General features: G+C 73.4%; 21 protein-coding genes. 12 read left to right on the plus strand and 9 right to left on the minus strand.

Features of this window, described 5'->3' with window-relative positions; all coding sequences use genetic code 11:
- Positions 1-166 precede the first annotated feature (166 nt).
- Positions 167-1,255 carry a lytic polysaccharide monooxygenase gene (locus tag ACFT41_RS16930; RefSeq protein ID WP_377587819.1) on the plus strand — a complete coding sequence of 363 codons (1,089 nt, stop codon included), beginning with the start codon at positions 167-169 and terminating at the stop codon, positions 1,253-1,255.
- Positions 1,256-1,323: 68 nt separating this feature from the next.
- Here the strand turns inward: ACFT41_RS16930 and ACFT41_RS16935 are convergent, their stop codons facing one another.
- Positions 1,324-2,703 carry a rhodanese-like domain-containing protein gene (locus tag ACFT41_RS16935; RefSeq protein ID WP_377587818.1) on the minus strand — a complete coding sequence of 460 codons (1,380 nt, stop codon included), beginning with the start codon at positions 2,701-2,703 and terminating at the stop codon, positions 1,324-1,326.
- A gap of 268 nt (positions 2,704-2,971) precedes the next feature.
- Here ACFT41_RS16935 and ACFT41_RS16940 point away from each other — a divergent pair, with 268 nt between their 5' ends.
- The 5 genes from ACFT41_RS16940 (at position 2,972) to ACFT41_RS16960 (ending at position 9,106) form a co-directional block, all read left to right on the plus strand.
- The gene (locus tag ACFT41_RS16940; protein WP_377587817.1) at positions 2,972-4,381 is read left to right on the plus strand and encodes a rhodanese-like domain-containing protein; all 1,410 of its coding nucleotides are present in this window, start codon (positions 2,972-2,974) and stop codon (positions 4,379-4,381) included.
- Positions 4,378-5,007 (plus strand): rhodanese-like domain-containing protein, encoded by a 630-nt coding sequence (locus tag ACFT41_RS16945; RefSeq protein ID WP_377587816.1) that lies wholly within the window; start codon positions 4,378-4,380, stop codon positions 5,005-5,007. The genes ACFT41_RS16940 and ACFT41_RS16945 overlap by 4 nt, the downstream gene beginning before the upstream one ends.
- Positions 5,004-5,912, plus strand: a complete 909-nt coding sequence (locus tag ACFT41_RS16950; RefSeq protein WP_377587815.1) for a sulfite exporter TauE/SafE family protein — start codon at positions 5,004-5,006, stop codon at positions 5,910-5,912. The genes ACFT41_RS16945 and ACFT41_RS16950 overlap by 4 nt, the downstream gene beginning before the upstream one ends.
- A 99-nt stretch (positions 5,913-6,011) precedes the next feature.
- Complete coding sequence (locus tag ACFT41_RS16955; protein WP_377587814.1) at positions 6,012-7,670, plus strand: FAD-dependent oxidoreductase; 1,659 nt, start codon at positions 6,012-6,014, stop codon at positions 7,668-7,670.
- Entirely contained in the window at positions 7,667-9,106 is a 1,440-nt protein-coding gene (locus ACFT41_RS16960) for an ATP-binding protein (protein WP_377587813.1), read from the plus strand. The genes ACFT41_RS16955 and ACFT41_RS16960 overlap by 4 nt, the downstream gene beginning before the upstream one ends.
- Positions 9,107-9,222: 116 nt before the next feature.
- On the opposite strand, the gene ACFT41_RS16965 is transcribed toward ACFT41_RS16960, so the two are convergent.
- Positions 9,223-10,518 carry an NB-ARC domain-containing protein gene (locus ACFT41_RS16965; RefSeq protein ID WP_377587812.1) on the minus strand — a complete coding sequence of 432 codons (1,296 nt, stop codon included), beginning with the start codon at positions 10,516-10,518 and terminating at the stop codon, positions 9,223-9,225.
- Positions 10,519-10,728: 210 nt separating this feature from the next.
- Between ACFT41_RS16965 and ACFT41_RS16970 the strand changes: the two genes are divergently transcribed.
- Both ACFT41_RS16970 and ACFT41_RS16975 read left to right on the plus strand, forming a co-directional pair.
- A complete protein-coding gene (locus ACFT41_RS16970) occupies positions 10,729-11,757 on the plus strand; it encodes a trypsin-like serine peptidase (RefSeq protein ID WP_377587811.1) in 1,029 nt (342 codons plus the stop codon).
- 149 nt (positions 11,758-11,906) lie between these two features.
- Positions 11,907-12,140: a hypothetical protein gene (locus ACFT41_RS16975; RefSeq protein ID WP_377587810.1), complete on the plus strand. Its 234-nt coding sequence runs from the start codon at positions 11,907-11,909 to the stop codon at positions 12,138-12,140.
- A gap of 49 nt (positions 12,141-12,189) precedes the next feature.
- On the opposite strand, the gene ACFT41_RS16980 is transcribed toward ACFT41_RS16975, so the two are convergent.
- The 4 genes from ACFT41_RS16980 to ACFT41_RS16995 all read right to left on the minus strand — a co-directional run bounded on the left by ACFT41_RS16980 (position 12,190) and on the right by ACFT41_RS16995 (position 14,028).
- Positions 12,190-12,627, minus strand: coding sequence for an SRPBCC family protein (locus tag ACFT41_RS16980; RefSeq protein ID WP_377587809.1), 438 nt, complete (start codon positions 12,625-12,627; stop codon positions 12,190-12,192).
- 5 nt (positions 12,628-12,632) lie between these two features.
- On the minus strand, positions 12,633-12,851 hold the full coding sequence (locus ACFT41_RS16985; protein ID WP_377587808.1) for a hypothetical protein: 219 nt from the start codon (positions 12,849-12,851) through the stop codon (positions 12,633-12,635).
- A 79-nt stretch (positions 12,852-12,930) separates the two neighbouring features.
- Positions 12,931-13,485: a TetR/AcrR family transcriptional regulator gene (locus tag ACFT41_RS16990; protein ID WP_377587807.1), complete on the minus strand. Its 555-nt coding sequence runs from the start codon at positions 13,483-13,485 to the stop codon at positions 12,931-12,933.
- A 231-nt stretch (positions 13,486-13,716) separates the two neighbouring features.
- Entirely contained in the window at positions 13,717-14,028 is a 312-nt protein-coding gene (locus tag ACFT41_RS16995; RefSeq protein WP_377587806.1) for a hypothetical protein, read from the minus strand.
- 188 nt (positions 14,029-14,216) lie between these two features.
- Here ACFT41_RS16995 and ACFT41_RS17000 point away from each other — a divergent pair, with 188 nt between their 5' ends.
- Positions 14,217-14,486, plus strand: coding sequence for a hypothetical protein (locus tag ACFT41_RS17000; protein ID WP_377587805.1), 270 nt, complete (start codon positions 14,217-14,219; stop codon positions 14,484-14,486).
- Positions 14,483-14,626 carry a hypothetical protein gene (locus ACFT41_RS17005; protein ID WP_377587804.1) on the plus strand — a complete coding sequence of 48 codons (144 nt, stop codon included), beginning with the start codon at positions 14,483-14,485 and terminating at the stop codon, positions 14,624-14,626. The genes ACFT41_RS17000 and ACFT41_RS17005 overlap by 4 nt, the downstream gene beginning before the upstream one ends.
- 140 nt (positions 14,627-14,766) lie before the next feature.
- Here ACFT41_RS17005 and ACFT41_RS17010 read toward each other — a convergent pair whose 3' ends face one another.
- Both ACFT41_RS17010 and ACFT41_RS17015 read right to left on the minus strand, forming a co-directional pair.
- Positions 14,767-15,210: a phage tail protein gene (locus tag ACFT41_RS17010; protein ID WP_377587803.1), complete on the minus strand. Its 444-nt coding sequence runs from the start codon at positions 15,208-15,210 to the stop codon at positions 14,767-14,769.
- A gap of 24 nt (positions 15,211-15,234) precedes the next feature.
- The gene (locus ACFT41_RS17015; protein ID WP_377587802.1) at positions 15,235-15,483 is read right to left on the minus strand and encodes a phage tail sheath C-terminal domain-containing protein; all 249 of its coding nucleotides are present in this window, start codon (positions 15,481-15,483) and stop codon (positions 15,235-15,237) included.
- Positions 15,484-15,979: 496 nt separating this feature from the next.
- Between ACFT41_RS17015 and ACFT41_RS17020 the strand changes: the two genes are divergently transcribed.
- On the plus strand, positions 15,980-16,429 hold the full coding sequence (locus tag ACFT41_RS17020) for a hypothetical protein (protein WP_377587801.1): 450 nt from the start codon (positions 15,980-15,982) through the stop codon (positions 16,427-16,429).
- The gene (locus ACFT41_RS17025; RefSeq protein WP_377587800.1) at positions 16,426-16,782 is read left to right on the plus strand and encodes a DUF5615 family PIN-like protein; all 357 of its coding nucleotides are present in this window, start codon (positions 16,426-16,428) and stop codon (positions 16,780-16,782) included. Before ACFT41_RS17020 ends, ACFT41_RS17025 begins: the two co-directional genes overlap by 4 nt.
- Before the next feature lie 27 nt (positions 16,783-16,809).
- Here ACFT41_RS17025 and ACFT41_RS17030 read toward each other — a convergent pair whose 3' ends face one another.
- Positions 16,810-17,574, minus strand: coding sequence for a DUF4157 domain-containing protein (locus ACFT41_RS17030; RefSeq protein ID WP_377587799.1), 765 nt, complete (start codon positions 17,572-17,574; stop codon positions 16,810-16,812).
- Positions 17,575-17,898 lie beyond the last annotated feature (324 nt).

Consider the following 17,898-nt stretch of genomic DNA (forward strand, 5'->3'; position numbering starts at 1 on the left):
TCCGTGCCCCGCGCCGCAGCGCGCCGACCCGGTTCATATTGACACTTTTCGATACATGTGGGAGTCTGCCAGGCAGAGCCGCAGTGGGAGCCACCCAACCAGGCGCGGGAGCGGGCAACTCCCGGCCGTCCGGGCGTCGTCGTCCGACCTCTCCCTGGAGGGCTCCGTGTCCCATCTCGTCCGACCACGTCGCATCCCCCTCGTGGCGTGGCTGCTCGCCGTCGGCGCGGCCGCCGCGCTGCTGCTGACCACCGCCCTGGCCAACCCGGCCGCCGCCCACGGCTCCACCGTCGACCCCGCGTCCCGCAACTACGGCTGCTGGGCCCGCTGGGGCAACGACTTCCAGAACCCGGCCATGGCCACCGAGGACCCGATGTGCTGGCAGGCCTGGCAGTACAACAGTTCGGCCATGTGGAACTGGAACGGCCTCTACCGCGAGGGCGTCGCCGGCAACCACCAGGGCGCCATCCCCGACGGTCAGCTGTGCAGCGCCGGCCACACCGGCGACGGCCGCTACAACTCGCTCGACGCGCTCGGCGCGTGGAAGACCACCAACGTCGCCAACAGCTTCCAGGTCAAGCTCTGGGACCAGGCCAGCCACGGCGCCGACTACATCCGGGTGTACGTCACCAAGCAGGGCTTCAACGCCCTTACCAAGCCGCTGGCCTGGAGTGACCTGGAACTGGTCGGCCAGATCGGCAACACCCCGGCATCGCAGTGGCCGACCAAGGAGAGCCAGGGCGTGTCGATCCAGATCCCGGCGAACGCGCCGGGCCGCACCGGCCGGCACATCGTCTACACCATCTGGCAGGCCAGCCACTCGGACCAGTCCTACTACCTGTGCAGCGACGTGAACTTCGGCGGCACGACCACCCCGCCGACGACCGCGCCCCCGACGACGGCCCCGCCCACCACCCCGCCCGCGACCACTGCGCCGCCGACCACGCCGCCGGCCTCCGCCGGTTGCTCGGCCGTCTACAAGTCGACCGGGCAGTGGTCCGGCGGCTTCCAGGGCGAGGTCGAGGTGACCGCCGGCAGCAGCCCGATCCGGGGCTGGACGGTCACCTGGACGTGGCCTGGCGGCCAGCAGATCGCCTCGTCCTGGAGCGCCACGGTCACCACCAGCGGGTCGACCGTGACCGCCAGCAACGCCAGCTACAACGGCGTGCTGGCGGCCGGGGGTAAGGCCAGCTTCGGCTTCACCGGCTCGGGGGCGGCCAGCACCCCGACCCTGAGCTGCACCGCGACGGCCTGACCGACGGCCGGGCCGCCCCGTCTGGACTTTCTTGGGGCGGCCCGGCCCGCGACAGGTCCCGTCGGCGGTCAGACCCCCGCGTGCATGGTCTGCCAGGCGCCGTAGCCGCCGAGCAGGTCGGAGACATCGGTCCGGCCGGTGTTGCGCAGGAGGCTGGCTGCGACGGAGGAGCGGTAGCCGCCGGCGCAGTGCACGACGACGGGCTGGTCGGTGGGCACCTCGTCGAGGCGGCGGGTCAGTTCGGCGAGGGGGATGTGCAGGGAGCCGGTGATGGCGCCCTGTTCCCGCTCGCCGGCGTTGCGTACGTCGAGGACCACCGGTGGCTCGGCTCGCTCCAGCGCCTCGCGGAGTTCGGTGGCGGTGACCCGGCTGGCGTGGGTCATGTCGGTGACCATTTCCAGGAAGGCGCCCTCGGGCTCTCGCAGGTAGCCGAGGACCTGGTCGAAGCCGATGCGGGCGAGGCGTACGACGATCTCCTCCTCGCGGTCCTGTGGGGCGACGACGAGGACCTTACGGTTCGGGGCGACCACGCTGCCGGCGGTCTCGGCGAATCGGCCGTCGGCCGGGATGTTGATGGCTCCGGTGAGGTGTCCGGCGGCGTATTCCTGGGGGTCGCGGGCGTCGATCACTGCCGCGCCGTCGGCGCGGGCCTGGGTGAACTCGGCGGCGGTGAGTGGCCGTGCCGGCTTGTTGTGGTCGAACAGTTCGCGGGCCTTGCGGTTGAGTACGGCGTCGAAGGCGAAGTAGCCGGGCGCCGACGGCTGGCCGCCGGTGACGAGGGTGAGGAACTGCTCCTGGCTCATCGGGGCGCAGGCGTAGTTGGTACGCCGCTGGTCGCCGATGGTGGACTGTCGTTCGGTGGAGAGGTTCTTGCCGCAGGCGGAGCCGGCGCCGTGGGCGGGGAAGACGCGTACCTCGTCGGGGAGGCTCATCAGTTTGCGTTGCACGCTGTCGTAGAGCATGGTGCCGAGTTCTTCGGCGGTGACGCCGAGGGAGGCGAGTAGGTCGGGGCGGCCGACGTCGCCGATGAACAGGGCGTCGCCGGTGAGGACGCCGTGCGGTACGGGGTCGTCGGCGTGCTCGTAGACCAGGATGCTGATCGACTCCGGGGTGTGGCCCGGGGTTTCCATGATTTCCAGGGTGACGTCGCCGAGGCTGATGCGGTCGCCGTCGGTGAGCTTGCGGATCGGGTATTCGGCTTCGGCGCGGTGGCCGTAGCCGATCCAGGCGCCGGTGGCGGCAGCGACTTCGAGGTGGCCGGCGAGGAAGTCGGCGTGGAAGTGGGTGTTGATGACGCCCTCGATGGTCAGGCCGTGGGCCCGTGCGTCGGTGAGGTACTCGTCGATGTCGCGGCGGGGGTCGACCAGCACGGCCCGGCCGGTGCTCTCGTCGGCGATCAGGTAGGACGCCTGGGACAGGCAGTCGAGGTAGTACTGCGTGAACAACATGGGCCGGTCTCCTCTGCGGTGATGGTCGGCGATACACCGACTGTAGCGCATACCCCCCGGGGTATATTCCCGGGCCGAAGGTCCCGTTCTCCGGGGGCTGAGGCCAGGGCCGGGCATTGGCGGAATGGGTACCCCCCGGGGTATGTTGGGACCGGCGGTGCGGGGCCCGCATGGTGACGGCTGGCGCGGGTAAGCCGTGGTCGTGCCCAACCGGGGCGCGATCTGTCGACATCATACCCCTGGGGGTATGAATGGGAGGAGTGTGGCTATGGCGATCGACGTGTCCGTCATCGCGACCTCGTCGCTGGGCGACCGCAGCTACCTGGCCTCGGACGGCCGGGCGGCGATCGTCGTCGACCCGCAACGGGACATCGACCGCGTCATGTACCTCGCCGGGGCGAAGGGGGTGCGGATCACCCACGTGGTCGAGACCCACCTCCACAACGACTACGTCTCCGGCGGCCTGGAACTGGCCCGCCTGACCGGCGCGCACTACCTGGTCGCCGCCGCCGACGACGTCCGGTTCGACCGGATTCCGGTCGCCGACGGCGACACGGTGGAGGTCTCCGACGCGCTGCGGCTGCGGACGGTGGCCACGCCGGGCCACACCTTCCACCACCTGTCGTACGTCCTCGACGCGGCCACGGACGGCGGGTGGCAGCCGGTCGGCGTCTTCACCGGCGGTTCCCTGCTGTTCGGCACCACCGGCCGCACCGACCTGCTCGGCCAGCGGCACGCCCACGAACTCGCCCACCGCCAGCACGCCTCGGCCCGGCGGCTGGCCGACCTGCTCCCCGACGGGACGCAGGTGTGGCCCACCCACGGCTTCGGCAGCTTCTGCTCGGCCAGCCAGGCCGACGCGCCGGACTCCACGATCGGCCGCGAACGGCGGGCCAACCCCGTGCTGCGGCTCGCCGCCGCCGACTTCGTCACCGAGACCCTCGCCGGGCTGGACGCCCACCCGGCGTACTACGCCCACATGGGCGTGGCCAACGCCGCCGGGCCCGCGCCGGTCGACCTCACCCCGGTGGCCCGCGCCGACGCCGCCGAGCTGCGCGACCGGCTCGCTGCCGGACAGTGGGTGGTCGACCTGCGACACCGCAAGGCGTACGCCGAATCGCACCTGGCGGGCACGGTCGGCCTCGGCCTCGACGGGCCGATGTCCACCTGGCTGGGCTGGCTGATCGACTGGGGCGCCCCGCTCACCCTGCTCGCCGAGACACCGGAGCAGATCGCCGATGCCCAACGGGAGCTGGCGCGCATCGGCATCGACCGGCCCGCCGCCCAGGCCACGGGCGTGCCCGAGCGGTGGGCGACCCGGCCGGAGCAGCTACGGCAGCTGCCCATGGCCGACTTTCCCGCGCTCGCCGCCGCCCGCGCCGGACGACCGCCGGCCGGCCTGCCCGCGCCGGACGTCGTCCTCGACGTCCGGATGACCAACGAGTGGACCGCCGGCCACCTCGACGGCGCGGTGCACATCCCCCTGCCCGACCTGCCCGACCGCCTCGCCGACGTGCCCGCCGGCACGGTGTGGGTGCACTGCGGCTCCGGCTACCGCGCCACCGTCGCCGCGGCCCTGCTGGCCAACGCCGGCCGGCAGGTCGTCGTCATCGACGACCTGTTCGAGCGGGCCGAGACCCGACCAACCGAGACCGACAACAGGAACGAGGAGAGATGAGCACTTCGGAAACCGCCCGCCCGACCGCGCCCGACGCCGCCCACACCGCCACGCTCGACGCCGCCGGCCTGCGCGAGCTGCTCGACTCCGGCCGCGCGCCCCGCCTGCTCGACGTGCGCACCCCGGCCGAGTTCGAGACCTCGCACATCCCGGGCGCCTACAACGTCCCGCTCGACCTGCTGCGGGAGCACCGCGAGGAGCTGCGCAGCCACCTCGACGAGGACGTGGTGCTGATCTGCCGCTCCGGTGCCCGCGCCACCCAGGCGGGGCAGACCCTCGCCGGGGTCGGGCTGCCCCACCTCAAGGTCCTCGACGGCGGGATGCTGGCCTGGCAGGCCGCGCACGCGCCGGTCCGGCAGGGCGTCCCGCGCTGGGACCTGGAACGGCAGGTCCGCCTCGTCGCCGGCTCGATCGTCCTGGTCGCCGTCCTGGGCTCGGTGGTCGTGCCCGGCCTCAAGTGGGTCGCCGCCGCACTCGGCGCGGGCCTCACCTTCGCGGCCGTCACCAACACCTGCGCGATGGGCATGCTGCTGGGCAAGCTGCCCTACAACCGGGGCGCGAGCTGCGACCTGGACACCATCGTCGGCCAGCTCCGCGAGGGCTCGACCGCCGGGCGGCGGTCGTGACCGGCAACCTGGTCCTGACCGTCGGGCTGGCCGTCCTCATCGGGGTCAGCCTCGGACTGCTCGGCGGCGGCGGCTCCATCCTCGCCGTGCCGCTGCTGGTCTACGTCGCCGACCTGCCCGCGAAGGAGGCAATCGCCACCTCGCTGCTCGTCGTCGGCGCCACCAGCGCCGTCGGCGTCCTGCCCCACGCCCGGGCGCACCGGGTGCGCTGGCGCACCGGCCTGGTCTTCGGCCTCGCCGGCATGACCGGCGCGTACGCCGGAGGCCGCCTCGCCGCGTTCATCCCGGCCGCCGTCCTGCTCACCGGGTTCGCCCTGATGATGCTCGCCACCGCGGTCGCCATGCTCCGTGGCCGGCGCGGCAGCGTTGGCAAACCGGTGCCGCACGAGCTTCCCGTGCTGCGGGTGATCCTCGACGGCGTGGTGGTCGGGCTGGTCACCGGCCTGGTGGGGGCGGGCGGCGGGTTCCTGGTGGTGCCCGCGCTGGCGCTGCTCGGCGGCCTGCCGATGCCGGTGGCCGTCGGCACCTCGCTGGTGGTCATCGCGATGAAGTCGTTCGCCGGCCTGGCTGGATACCTGTCCAGCGTCAGCATCGACTGGGGCCTCGCCGCCGCCGTGACCGCCGCCGCCGTGGCTGGCAGCCTCGCCGGCGGCCGGCTCGCCGGGCGCATCCCCGAGGACGTGCTGCGCAAGGCGTTCGGCTGGTTCGTGGTGGTGATGGGCGTCTTCGTCCTGGCCCAGCAGCTGCCCGCCGGGCTGCGGACCAACCCGGCGCTGTGGATCGGCCTCGGCATCGCCGTCGCCGTGGCGGTCACCGCCACCGCCACCCGGGGCCGCCGGGCCGCCTCCGCGAAAGGGTCGACGCCGGCCGACGCCGAGGTGGCGCACGTCGGCCCGCCGTCCTGATGTGATGGCGGGCCGCGCCGCGCGTGGCCCCGCCCGGCCGGGTGCGGGGACGGGGCCGCGGGCAGCGGAGCCGTAACGCCAGGGTGGTTTGATGGGCGGATGGCGCACCCGGTGATCCTCTCGATCGACGACGACCCGGCGGTCTCCCGGGCGGTCGCCCGCGACTTCCGCCGCCGCTACGGCGACCGGTACCGGGTGGTGCGCGCCGGCTCCGGCCCGGAGGCCCTCGACGCGCTGCGCGAGATCAAGCTGCGCGGCGAGCAGGTGGCGGTGCTGGTCGCCGACTACCGGATGCCCGAGATGAACGGCATCGAGTTCCTCGAGGCCGCCATGGACCTCTTCCCCGCCGCGCGCCGGGTGCTGCTGACCGCGTACGCGGACACCGGCGCGGCCATCGACGCGATCAACCTGGTCGACCTCGACCACTACCTGCTCAAGCCGTGGCACCCGCCGGAGGAGAAGCTCTACCCGGTCGTCGACGCGCTGCTGGAGGCGTGGTCGGCCAGCCCGGAGGCAGCCACCACGGAGATCAGGGTCGTCGGGCACCGCTGGTCCGCCCCGTCCTTCGCGGTGCGCGACTTCCTGGCCCGCAACCTGGTGCCGTACCGGTGGCTGCTGGCCGACGAACCCGAGGGCGGGCGGCTGCTCGCGGCGGCCGGCGCGACCGCCACCGACGTGCCGCTGGTCGTCACCGCCGACGGCAAGGCCCTGGTGGCGCCCACGGAGACCGAGCTGGCCGGCCTGGTCGGCCTCAACGTCGTCCCGGCGGCGGACTTCTACGACCTGGTGGTCGTCGGCGGCGGGCCGGCCGGGCTCGGGGCGGCCGTCTACGGGGCGTCCGAGGGGCTGCGCACGGTCCTGGTGGAGCGGCGGGCCACCGGCGGGCAGGCCGGGCAGAGCAGCCGGATCGAGAACTACCTGGGCTTCCCCGACGGCGTGTCCGGGGCGCAGCTCACCGACCGGGCCCGCCGGCAGGCGCTGAAGTTCGGCGCCGAGCTGCTGAGCACCCGGGAGGTCGTCGGGCTGGAGGAGGCCGGCTCGGCGCGGCTGCTGCGCTTCGACGACGGCTCCACCCTCGCCGCGCACGCGGTCGTGCTGGCGACCGGCGTGTCGTACCGGATGCTCGACGCCCCTGGCCTGGCCGACCTCACCGGCCGGGGCGTCTTCTACGGCTCGGCCGCCACCGAGGCGCCGAGCTGCGTCGACCAGGACGTCTACATCGTCGGCGGGGCGAACTCGGCGGGCCAGGCGGCCGTCTACTTCTCCCGGTACGCCGCCCGGGTGCACGTGCTGATCCGGGGCACGGACCTCACGGCGTCGATGTCGAGCTACCTGATCGAGCAGCTCGACCGCATCGACCGGATCACCGTGCACCCGCACACGGAGGTGGTGGCGGGCGCGGGCGAGGAGCACCTGCAACGGCTGACGCTGCGCGACACCCGCACCGGCGAGCGGCGGGACGTCGACGCGTCGTGGCTGTTCGTGTTCATCGGCGCGGAGCCGCGTACCGAATGGTTGGAGGGCGTCGTGGTCCGCGACGGGCAGGGGTACGTCGTCACCGGGCCGGACCTGGTGGCCGGGGGACGCCGGCCGTCCGGCTGGTCGCTGCCCCGCGACCCCTACCACCTGGAGTCCAGCCTGCCGGGGGTGTTCGCGGCCGGCGACGTGCGGGCGGCGTCGGTCAAGCGGGTCGCCTCCGCTGTCGGCGAGGGCGCGATGGCGGTGTCGCTGGTGCACCGCTACCTGGAGGCGCAGTGAGCGGCCTGAGCCCCGCCGAGGTGCGGACGCTGTTCCTGTTCGAGTCGCTCGGCGACGAGCAGGTGGCCTGGCTGGCCGAGCACGGCCGGGTCGAGCGCCGCGCCGCCGGGGCCGCCGTCTACGTCGAGGGCGAGCCGGCGGGCTGCTTCTTCGTGCTGCTCGCCGGCGAGGTGCGGCTGTGCCGGACGATCCACGGCGAGGAGGTGGAGATCGTCCGCACGGCGCAGCGCGGGGTGTACGGCGGGGCCACCCAGGCGTACCTGGACGACCAGGAGGGCTACCGCAACGGGATGTGGGCGGTCACCGACGCGGAGTTCTTCGTGCTGCCCGCGGAGACGTTCGCCCACGCCGTGCGGTCCTGGTTCCCGATGGCGATGCACCTGCTGGAGGGGCTGTTCATCGGCATGCGGGACACCCAGACGGTCGTCGGGGAGCGGGAGCGGCTGGTGGCCCTGGGCTCCCTGTCGGCGGGCCTGACCCACGAGCTGAACAACCCGGCGAGCGCGGCCGTGCGGGCCGCGTCCGCGTTGCGGGACCGGGTCGCCGGGATGCGGCACAAGCTGGCGATGATCGCCGACGGCCGGCTCGACGGGCGGCGGCTGCACGCCCTCGTGGCGTTGCAGGAGGAGGCGGTCGAGCGGGCGGCGAAGGCGTGCGCGCTGTCGCCCCTGGCCACCAGCGACGCCGAGGACGAGCTGACCGACTGGCTGGACGACCAGGGGGTCGCCGCCGGGTGGGAGCTGGCCCCGACGCTGGTCGCCGGCGGGCTGGACGTCGCCTGGCTGGACCGGGTCCGCGCGGAGCTCGGGGCCGACGACCTGGAACCGGCGGTGCGGTGGCTGACCTACACCGTGGACACCGAGCTGCTCATGCGGGAGATCGCCGACGCGGCCACCCGGGTCTCCAGGCTGGTCGGCGCGGCCAAGCAGTACTCGCAGCTCGACCGGGCCCCGTACCAGGTGGTGGACGTGCACGAGCTGCTCGACGCGACGCTGGTGATGTTCAAGGGGAAGCTCCCGGTCGGGGTCCGGGTGGTCCGGGAGTACGACCCGGGGCTGCCCCCGGTCCCCGCGTATGCCGCCGAGCTGAACCAGGTGTGGACCAACCTGATCGACAACGCGCTCGCCGCGATGGGCGGCGAGGGCACGCTGACCGTCCGCACTGGCCGGGTCGACGACCTGCTGACCGTCGAGGTGGCCGACACCGGCCCCGGTATCCCGGCGGCGGTGCGCCCGCGCATCTTCGAGCCGTTCTTCACCACGAAACCGGTCGGCGAGGGGACCGGCCTGGGGCTGGACATCTCGTACCGGATCGTGGTCAACAAGCACCACGGGGACATCCGGGTGACGAGCGAGCCCGGTCACACGGTGTTCCGCGTGCTGCTGCCGATCACGCCGGCCCCCGGCGTCGCCCCGGAGGCCGCCCTGCGGCCGTGACGCGGCCGTGACGCGGTAGCGTGCCGGCCAACATCAGGTGACAGGACGTAGTCTCCGCTCGCCGGCTGCCGGCACCTCCTCGGCTTCCTTTGCTCTGCACCCGCATGCGCAACGCTTTACGCAGCGCGACCGACCGTCGGTCGCCGCGTCATTCGCCTTCTCGCTCGCGTGCAGCTCAGCCGGGGTGCTGCGTCCGTGGGTGCAGAGCAAAGGAAGCGCGAGATGTCGTGTGGGGTCGGAGGAGGGATACCCGGAGTCAGATTGTGGGAGCGCCCCAAAGCGGGCTCGCGGTCACTGCGGAGCGTGTGCAACGGAGGCCCGCGCGTCGCGGGGCTCTGCGGGGCCGCCACCCGTGCCGGTGCCAGGGCCGGCCTCACCACGGTGGCCGTGGCCAGGGCGGTCGTGCGGTGGGCGGTCATCCGTTCCGCGGCGACCCGCAGGGCCAGCGGCCGGCCGCCGCAGCGCCGGACCAGGTCGTACGCGGACTCGGGGTCGGCGTCGACCCGGTCACCGATCAGCCCGCGTAGCAGCTCGACGCCCGCCTCGGCGCTGAGCGGGCCCAGCTCCAGCCGCCGTGCGCCGTGCCGCACGACGAGCTCGGCCAGCCCGTCCCGGCTGGTCACCAGGACGAGGCAGCCGGGCGAGCCGGGCAGCAGGGGGCGCACCTGCTCGACGGCGCTCGCGTTGTCGAGCAGCACCAGCATCCGGCGACCGGCCATCCGGGTGCGGTAGCGGGCGGCCAGGGCGGCCGGGGTGGCGGGCAGGTCGGCGGTGGCGACGCCGAGGGCGTTGAGGAAGGCCGCGAGCACCTCGGCCGGTGCCGGCGGCTGCCCGGGGCTCTCGCCGCGCAGGTCCGCGTAGAGCTGGCCGCCGGGGAAGTGGCCGGCGACCCGGTGCGCCCAGTGCACGGCCAGCGCGCTCTTGCCGATCCCGGTCGAGCCGGTGAGCAGTACGGTCATCATCGCCGCGCGGGTGGCGCCCTCGGCGAGCAGGCCGTCGAGCGCGGCGCGGACCGGGCCGCGCCCGGTGAACGGCAGCACGTCCGGGGGCAGCTCGCGGGGCACGGGAGCGGCGTCGGCCGGTGCCCACGGGGCGTGCGGCGGGGGGCCGGCCGGGCCGTCGTCGTGTGACTGCCAGTGGTTGGCCTGGCGCCACAACGTGGCGAACTCGTCGACGTCGCCGCCGAGCACCCGGACGACCTCGCCCACCACCTCCCACCGGGCCAGGCGGGGGCGAACGAAGGCCGCGTGGATCGACGTCGGATTGATGCCCCGTGGCCGCCGCTCGGCGCGGGTCAGCTGCTGCAACCGGCGCATGCTCGGCTGGCCGGCGGCGAAATGCAGGGCGTGTAGTCGGTCGTAGAAGTCGGCAAGGGGACCCGCTGGTACGAGGGGGCGGGTGAGCCGGCCCATTGGCGTTCTCCCCACATCTTGGCGCTGGTTCGGAGGGAACCTCCGAGCTCCACTACTGTCCGATGTCGACTCGTTGCGGTCAGTCAGGTCGCGGACACACTGTCAGCGACAGAGTTGACGGCTCCGGGTGCTTCCGCAGCCGTTTCCTGGCCCCGCATGCTGTGCCGGGCGTTTAGACAAGCGCCAATGTATTTTGTGGGAGGAGAACGAATGCACTTTCCGGACATCCGGCGGGTGGCCACGGTCGCCGCGTCCGCCGCGCTCGTCGCGGCGACGGTCCTGGTGGGCACCGGGCCCGCGCAGGCCGCCCCCGCCAGCGGGGCGTCGGTCAGCACGGTGGCGGCGACCACCTCCACCGCTGCGGCCCGCAGCGGGCTGACCTCCGCCGAGCAGGCGAGCGACTACTGGACCGAGGAGCGGATGCGCACCGCGATCTCGGCGGACGTGCTGGTCAAGAAGGCGGGGGCCGTGGCCGGCAAGGGCCTTGGCCCGACCGGTGCGGCCCGCTCCGTGCCGCCCGCCGCGCCCACCGTGGCGACCGCGGCCAGCCGCGCCAAAGCGTCGGCCGACGGTGACATGAGCGCCAACGTCGCCGCGTCCACCACCGTCGGCAAGGTCTTCTTCTACAACCCGGCGGACGGGAGGAACTACGTCTGCTCGGCCGGTGCCGTGAACAGCACCTCCAAGCTGCTCGTCATGAGCGCCGGGCACTGCGTGCACGGCGGCAGGGGCGGCCAGTGGATGCAGAACTGGGTCTTCGTCCCGCTCTACAACTACGGCGCGGAGCCGTACGGTCGGTGGTCGGCCAAGTACCTGACCGCGTTCAACGCCTGGATCAACGACAGCAACCTCGACCGGGACGTCTCGTACATCACCGTGTACCCGAACGCGTCGGGCCAGCGGCTGGTCAACGTGGTCGGCGGCAACGGGCTCTCGGTCAACTACAGCTACACCCAGGCCGTCACCATTCTGGCCTACCCGGCGGCGCCGCCGTACGACGGCGGGTGGCAGCAGTACTGCCAGGGCACGACGTACCGGCCCGGCAGCGAGAACAAGATCGCCCTCAACTGCGGCTTCACGGGCGGCTCCAGCGGCTCGGTCTGGTTGCGCCTCTACAACGACGTGTACGGCTACGTCAACGGCATCATGAGCACGTTGAACAGCGCCGGGGTGAACAAGAGTTCGTACTTCGACACCGCGGTCATGGACGCCTACAACTCGGTCGCGGCCCGCGTCTGAGTCATCCGATCGGGTGGTGCCCGCCCCCGGCCGGGATCCGACGGATCCGGTCGGGGGCGGCGCGCGTCCAAGCGGTGTGGTCGACCGGTCGCCGGGACGTCGGGTCCCAGGCCCGTGCCGTCGACCGGGCCGGCGGAGAGGAGCGCGAGATGAGGCAGGGCTGGGGTGCGGCGGTGGCGGTGGCCGTCGCCGTGGTCGTGGTCGCCGTCGTGGTGGCCGGGGTGGCTGCCCGCCGGTCCGGGCCGGGGGAGCAACCGGCGGCACCGCCGGCCTCCGTGGGTGACACCGGTGCGTCCAGCACGCGGCTGCCGTCCCCGGACGACTCCTACTGGGACCCGGGCCGGATGGGCAGCGCGGAGCCGGCCCCGATGCCCTCCGACTGACGGGACGGGCCGGCACCCCACGGGCGTGGGGCGCCGGGGGAGCGACCGGTCAGGTGGTCGACTCCGCCGCCGTCCGGAGCGCGGCGAGCCAGCCGGTCAGGGACGAGGTGAGGGCGGCGCGCATGCCGTCCGGGTCCGCCGCGACGGGCGGGCCGTCCCACGACTCGGTGGTGCGTACGGCGACCCCGGCCGGGGTCTGCGCGAAGGTCCACACGTGGACGCCGTCGATGCCGTGGGCGGGGCCGCCCCAGGCGATGCGGCGCAGGGGCTCGACCTCCCCGATGGTGGACACGATCGACAGCCCGTGGGTCCGCCAGGCGAAGGAGCTGCCGACGGCGACCGGCCCGGACAGTCGGGCCTCGTCGATGTCGTGCTGCCAGGTCGGCCAGGCGTCGATGGCGGTGTGCAGCCGCCACACGGTGTCGAGGGGGGCGTCGACGACGGTCGAGAGGTCGACGACGACTGCGGCTCCGCGGTTGATGTCCATCGTGATCACTTCCAGAGGGAGAGGGCGACGGCGGCGGTGGCGACGGGGACGAGCAGCCAGGGCTCGGCGAGCACGAGCAGGGCGGTGAGGATCAGGGAGACGTACAGCAGGGCCTTGGCGGCCCGGCGCCGGCGGCGGCGGGCGAGCTTCCTCGCGGTGGCCGGCTGGTCGGCCGGCGGCGCGGTGGCCACGGTCGGCTGGTCGGTGACGGGTCCGTTGCTCATCTCGACTCCTCGATAGAGTGGTTGATTGCTCACTGATGGGTCGGCGAAAGGCGCGGCGGCCGGTGCTCCGCCGCGCCCGTCAGTGGCGCAGGCCCGCCGACAGCGTCCGGGCCCACGGGGCGTCCAGCGTGTCGGCGCCCATGGTCACCACCACGTTGCACATCGCGCCCTTGGCGAAGAAGTCCTGCACCTGCGCCTCCGTGCCGCCGGAGACGCTGCGGGCGTATTCCACCAGGCGGGCGTAGCCCCGTTGCACGGCCCGGCGGATCTCCGGCACCGACACCGCCGCGCACTGGGCGTGCATCTGCACCAGCAGCAGGTCCTGATCGCGGATGAGCAGGGCGTAGGTGCCCCCCATGGCGGACAGCACCGCCTCCGGCGAACTGTCCCCGGCTGTCGCCGCGCCCTCGCTCAGACTCTCCCGGAACCGCTCGAAGCTGCGCTCGACCACCGCGGCGAACAGCGACTCCTTGTCCGGAAAGAGCCGGTACAGGTACGCCTGGGAGATGCCGGCGCGCTTGGCGACCTCCATCGTCGTGGTGCCGAAGTAGCCCCGGGCGGCGAACGCCCCGATGGCGGTGGAGAGCACGTCCTCGCGCCGTTCGTCGGCGGTGGAGAGCGTCCGGGCTCGCATGGTCGGTGGCATGTGAGTAGTCAACCACACTCTCGGGTGGCTGGCAAGGGGCGACGTCGGGAAGCCGGCATGCGCCCGTGGCGTGGCCCCCGAAGCGCTGCGGAGCGTGACGAGGGGCGGCCCGGCCGTACGCCCGGCCGGAGTCACCGCCGGGCGGGATTCCCAGCGCTCGGGGTGCGGATACTGCGGATTTCCGACGCCGGCTGTCCGATCGCGGGCAGCCACTCGGGCTCATCGAGGATTACCATCAGTGGTGTTGCTGGTCACGGGCCGGTTCAACGGCCGTCGACCTCCGAGGAGGTGCGCGATGCCGACGAGGTTCGCCCCTGGCCAGTCGTCGAGCCTCCCGAGGGCGAGGCTGATCACCTCGCTGGACGCGCGGCCCCGGTCCCCCGCCCTGGTCGTCGCGCCCGCCGGAGCCGGCAAGACCACCCTGCTCGCCCAGTACGCGGCCACCTCGGCCCGGCCGGTGGGCTGGCTGCGGGCCGCCACCCGCCGGCACCCGATGGTGGTCGTCGGCGAGGCCGAGCGGCTGACCGGCACCGCCCACACCCTGGTCCGGGCCGGCACCCTGCTGCTGGCCGGGCACACCGGGGAAGCGGTGCGCGCCCTGGACCGGGCCGCCCTCACCGACACCGCCCCCACCGGCAGCGCCTCCACCGCCGCCGGCCTGCCGGCTGCTGCGCGCCGCCGTCGCCCTGGCCGGCGGGGACCGGGAGGCCGCCGCCGCGGTGACCGCCGCCGGGCTCGACGCCGACCGGGCCGGCCTGCCCTGGCTGGCCCGGCTCGCCCGCGCCGTGCCCGCGCTCGGCGGCGCCGAAGCCGACCTCAAGGAGGCCGCCGCCGTCGTCGAGGAGTGCGACCGGCTGGGGGACCGCTGGGGCGCGCTGCTCGCGGCCGGCTGCGCCGCCCTGGCCCGTTCCCTGCACGGCGGCCCCGAGGTGGAGGAGGCCGTCCGGCTGCTCGACCACGCCCGGCAGGTCGACGCCCGATCCGGATGATCATCCGGCTCAGCAGCACCACCGTCAGGTACGGCGGGTTCTCCCGCACCCGGTCGTCGCGCAGCGGCACCAACTCGTCCCGGGCGGTCGCCAACCGCATCACCCCGTCGCGGTGCACCGTGCCGGCGTCGTCGACGTAGCCGCGCGGCAGCTCCAACGGGAACTCCGTGCGCAGCGTCTCGCGGCGCGGGGCGACGGCGGGCGGCTCGCCCGGCTCAGTCTGGGCGGAGGCCTGCCCGGGGCCGGGCGGCGGGACCAGGGGGACGTGCGGCGCATGGGGTTACTCGACCTCCATCGCCTCGTACGTCACCACGAGCTTCTCGGTGAGCACGCTGGTGTCGCCGGCCTTGAGCGAGCTGATCTCCAGGCTCTTTGCCCACGCGTTCGTCAGCTTGTAGCGCTTGATCGGGAAGCCCTCGTAGTCGAAGACGATGATCGCCCCGCCCTTGCGGGCGTCGCCCATCTTTCCGAAGCGGCAGTCCTTGATCCACCGCTCGAAGCTGTTGTCCGCCGTCAGACCCCGGGTCAGCGTGACCTCGCCGGCCTTCGGCGCGCCGGGCGCCTTGCGTACGACGAACTTGCCGTCGGCGGTGTTCGACTTGTACGCGATGACGTCCTGCTCCATCTTGAGGCCGGTGACCTCGGTGATCTGGCGGATGATGATGCTGTCCACCTCCAGCCCGAACGAGTGGCCGACGGCGGAGTCGAAATCGGGGAGCGGCACGACTGCCTCCTGACGCTGCGGGGACTACTCGTTGACCAGGCTGGTGCCGCCGGACATCTGCGCCAGCTGGAAGATCACGAACTCGGCGGGCTTCACCGGGGCCACGCCGATCTGGCAGACCACCTGGCCGGCGTCGATGCTCTCGGCGGGGTTGGTCTCCTGGTCGCACTTGACGAAGAACGCGTCGTCGGGGGTGAGCCCGAACAGCGCGCCCCGCCGCCACTCGTTGACCAGGAACGCGCTGATCGTGCGGCGCACCCGCGCCCAGAGCATGTGGTGGTCACCGACTCGAACGTCTCGACCACCTGACCGCCGCGCCTGACCACCAGGTTGAACCGGTCCTCGCCCGCGCCCTCCGGCGGGTCGGCGACCTCGACGCTGATGTCGTCGGGGGTGCCCTCGGGCAGGGCACGGGCCACCACCCGGTAGATGCCGAGGATCGCCGTCGGCTCCGGGGCTGCCGGCAGCGCCTCGCCGCTGGCCCGGGGCGTCGGAGTCACCCGCCGGTCGGGTCGGTGGGGGCGCGGCCGGGCGCGCCGGAGCGCGTTGCGCCCCCTGCTCCTCGGCCGGTGCCTTCACGCTGCACCTCCCGGGCCGGGATGATGCCACTCAGTTCACCGTGGAAATGAGCGTCTGCTACTCCGGGTCACTGGTCACTAACCATGCGGTCTACCGGAAGGGCCACAAAAGTTGCCCGATGGGGCAGCGACGCGATCCCACGGCGGCAAAGGACTCGGCCACTTCCGGTCGACTCGACTACGCTGTAGTCATGAGTAGTCCGCGTTCCGTCCGGTTCGACGAGGGAGTGCTCGCGCGGCTGGACCGCTACGTGCGGGACCACCCGGGCACCTCGTCGTCAGCCGTGGCGAACATGTTCATCGACGAGTCGCTGCGCTCCTACGAGCATCCGGGCGTCGTGTTCCGGGCCGGGCCGACGGGCCGGCGGGCCGCACTGGCGGGAGGCCCGGACGTGTGGGAGATCGTCGCCGCGCTGCACGCCGTACAGGACGAGGCGCCCCAGCTCGAGGGGGATGAGCTGACCGTCGAACTGGTGGCCGTGACCGGGCTGAGTGCCGCACAGGTCGGGACCGCGCTGCGCTACTACGCCGCCTACCCAGAGGAGGTCGACGAGCGCGTCACGAGCAACCACGAGGCGGCGAGGCGCGAGGAAGAACTCTGGTCGGCCCAGCAGCGCATCCTCCGGCGGCCTCCCGCATGAGGGGTCTCCTGCTCGACGAGATGTATCCGCCGGCGCTGGCGCAGAAGCTCTGCGCGCAGGGGCACGACGTGGTGGCGGCGCTCGACGTAGAGGTCGGCCTCGCGTCACGGTCGGACGACGACGTGCTCGCCTGGGCCGCCCGCAACGACCGCTGCGTGGTCACCGAGAACGTACGCGACTTCGCCCGGCTCGCACCGATTGTCCCGCACGCAGGCATCGTCTTCGTCTCGGCGCAACGCTTCCCGCGTACCGGTCGAGGGCTGGCGCTCCTCGGGGACACCCTCGACCAGGTCCTCGCCGCCGGCCACCTACCCCCGGAGGGCGGCGTGACCTGGCTCAGCGCATCCTCGTGAGACACCGGCACCGAACTGCCCGGCGACCTACTCGGCGGGCTCCTCTTCCTCCTCGGGCGTCTCCTGCCGCTGCACGTACGTCTGCGCCGACTCGTCCTCCTCCGGCAGCTCCTCGCGCTGCACCGCCGGGTGGTCGTGCCCCTCGTGCCCGACGGCCCGCTGCACACCAGCGGCAGCGGCCGAGGCGGGAGCCGGAGCGGCGACGGCAGGGCCGGACATCAGCCGGTCGGCGTTGGCGACCGCCTCGCGTTCGAACCGGTCGGACGGGTCGCTGACCTTCACCCCGCCGCCGTGGTCGGTGCCGTCGACCGGGCCGCTGCGCTGCTGCACCACGTGGGTCAGCTCGTGGGCGAGCATGTGCTGCCCGGCCGGTGACGCCGGGTCGTAGCTGTCGCGCTGGAAGACGATGCTCGACCCGACGGTGTACGCCTGCGCGTTGACCGACCGCGCCGACTCGTGCGCCGCCCCGTCGGTGTGCACGCGGACGTCGCCGAATTCCTGCCCGCCGAAGCGGGCCTCCATGTCGGTGCGCACCTCGGGTGCGAGCGGCGTGCCACCGCCGGAGTTGACGACGCCGTGCACGGGGGAGCGCTCCGGCTCCAGCAGCTCCCCGACGGCCTGGTTGCCGACGGCCCGTTGCAGCCCGAGCAGCCCCGACGCGCCGAGCACGTCGGGTCGGCCGGCGTGCGCGGCGGCGTACGTGAGGTGGTCGGTGTCGCGCTCGGGACCGGACGGCCGGTCACCGGCGGGGCGTACGGCCGCCTCGGAGTCGAACTCGCGGTGTCCGCGCATGGGTTACCCCCTGTGGACGGGTGCACCTCGACCGTGCCCCGGAAGGCCGCCGCCCGGCAGCGTGGGAGGGCCGGACGTGCGGGCAGCTCCCACTGCCCGAAGGGGAAGTCAGCCGGCCAGCCGGAGGTAGGGGCCGAACTCGCTCCACAGGGTGAGCCGGCCCAGCTTGCGGTACTCCCGCCCGACCGCCCCGACCAGCTCCGCCATCCCACCGGCCGTCCCGCCCCGGCGGCGAGGTAGCCAGCGGTGACCGCCGCCGAGCGGATGTGCCCGCCGGCCAGCTCGAACGCCTCCGCGAGGAAGCCCAGGTCCACGTCGTCGGCG

Source organism: Micromonospora sp. NPDC057141, assembly GCF_042670805.1.
In the GTDB taxonomy this organism is placed as follows: domain Bacteria; phylum Actinomycetota; class Actinomycetes; order Mycobacteriales; family Micromonosporaceae; genus Micromonospora.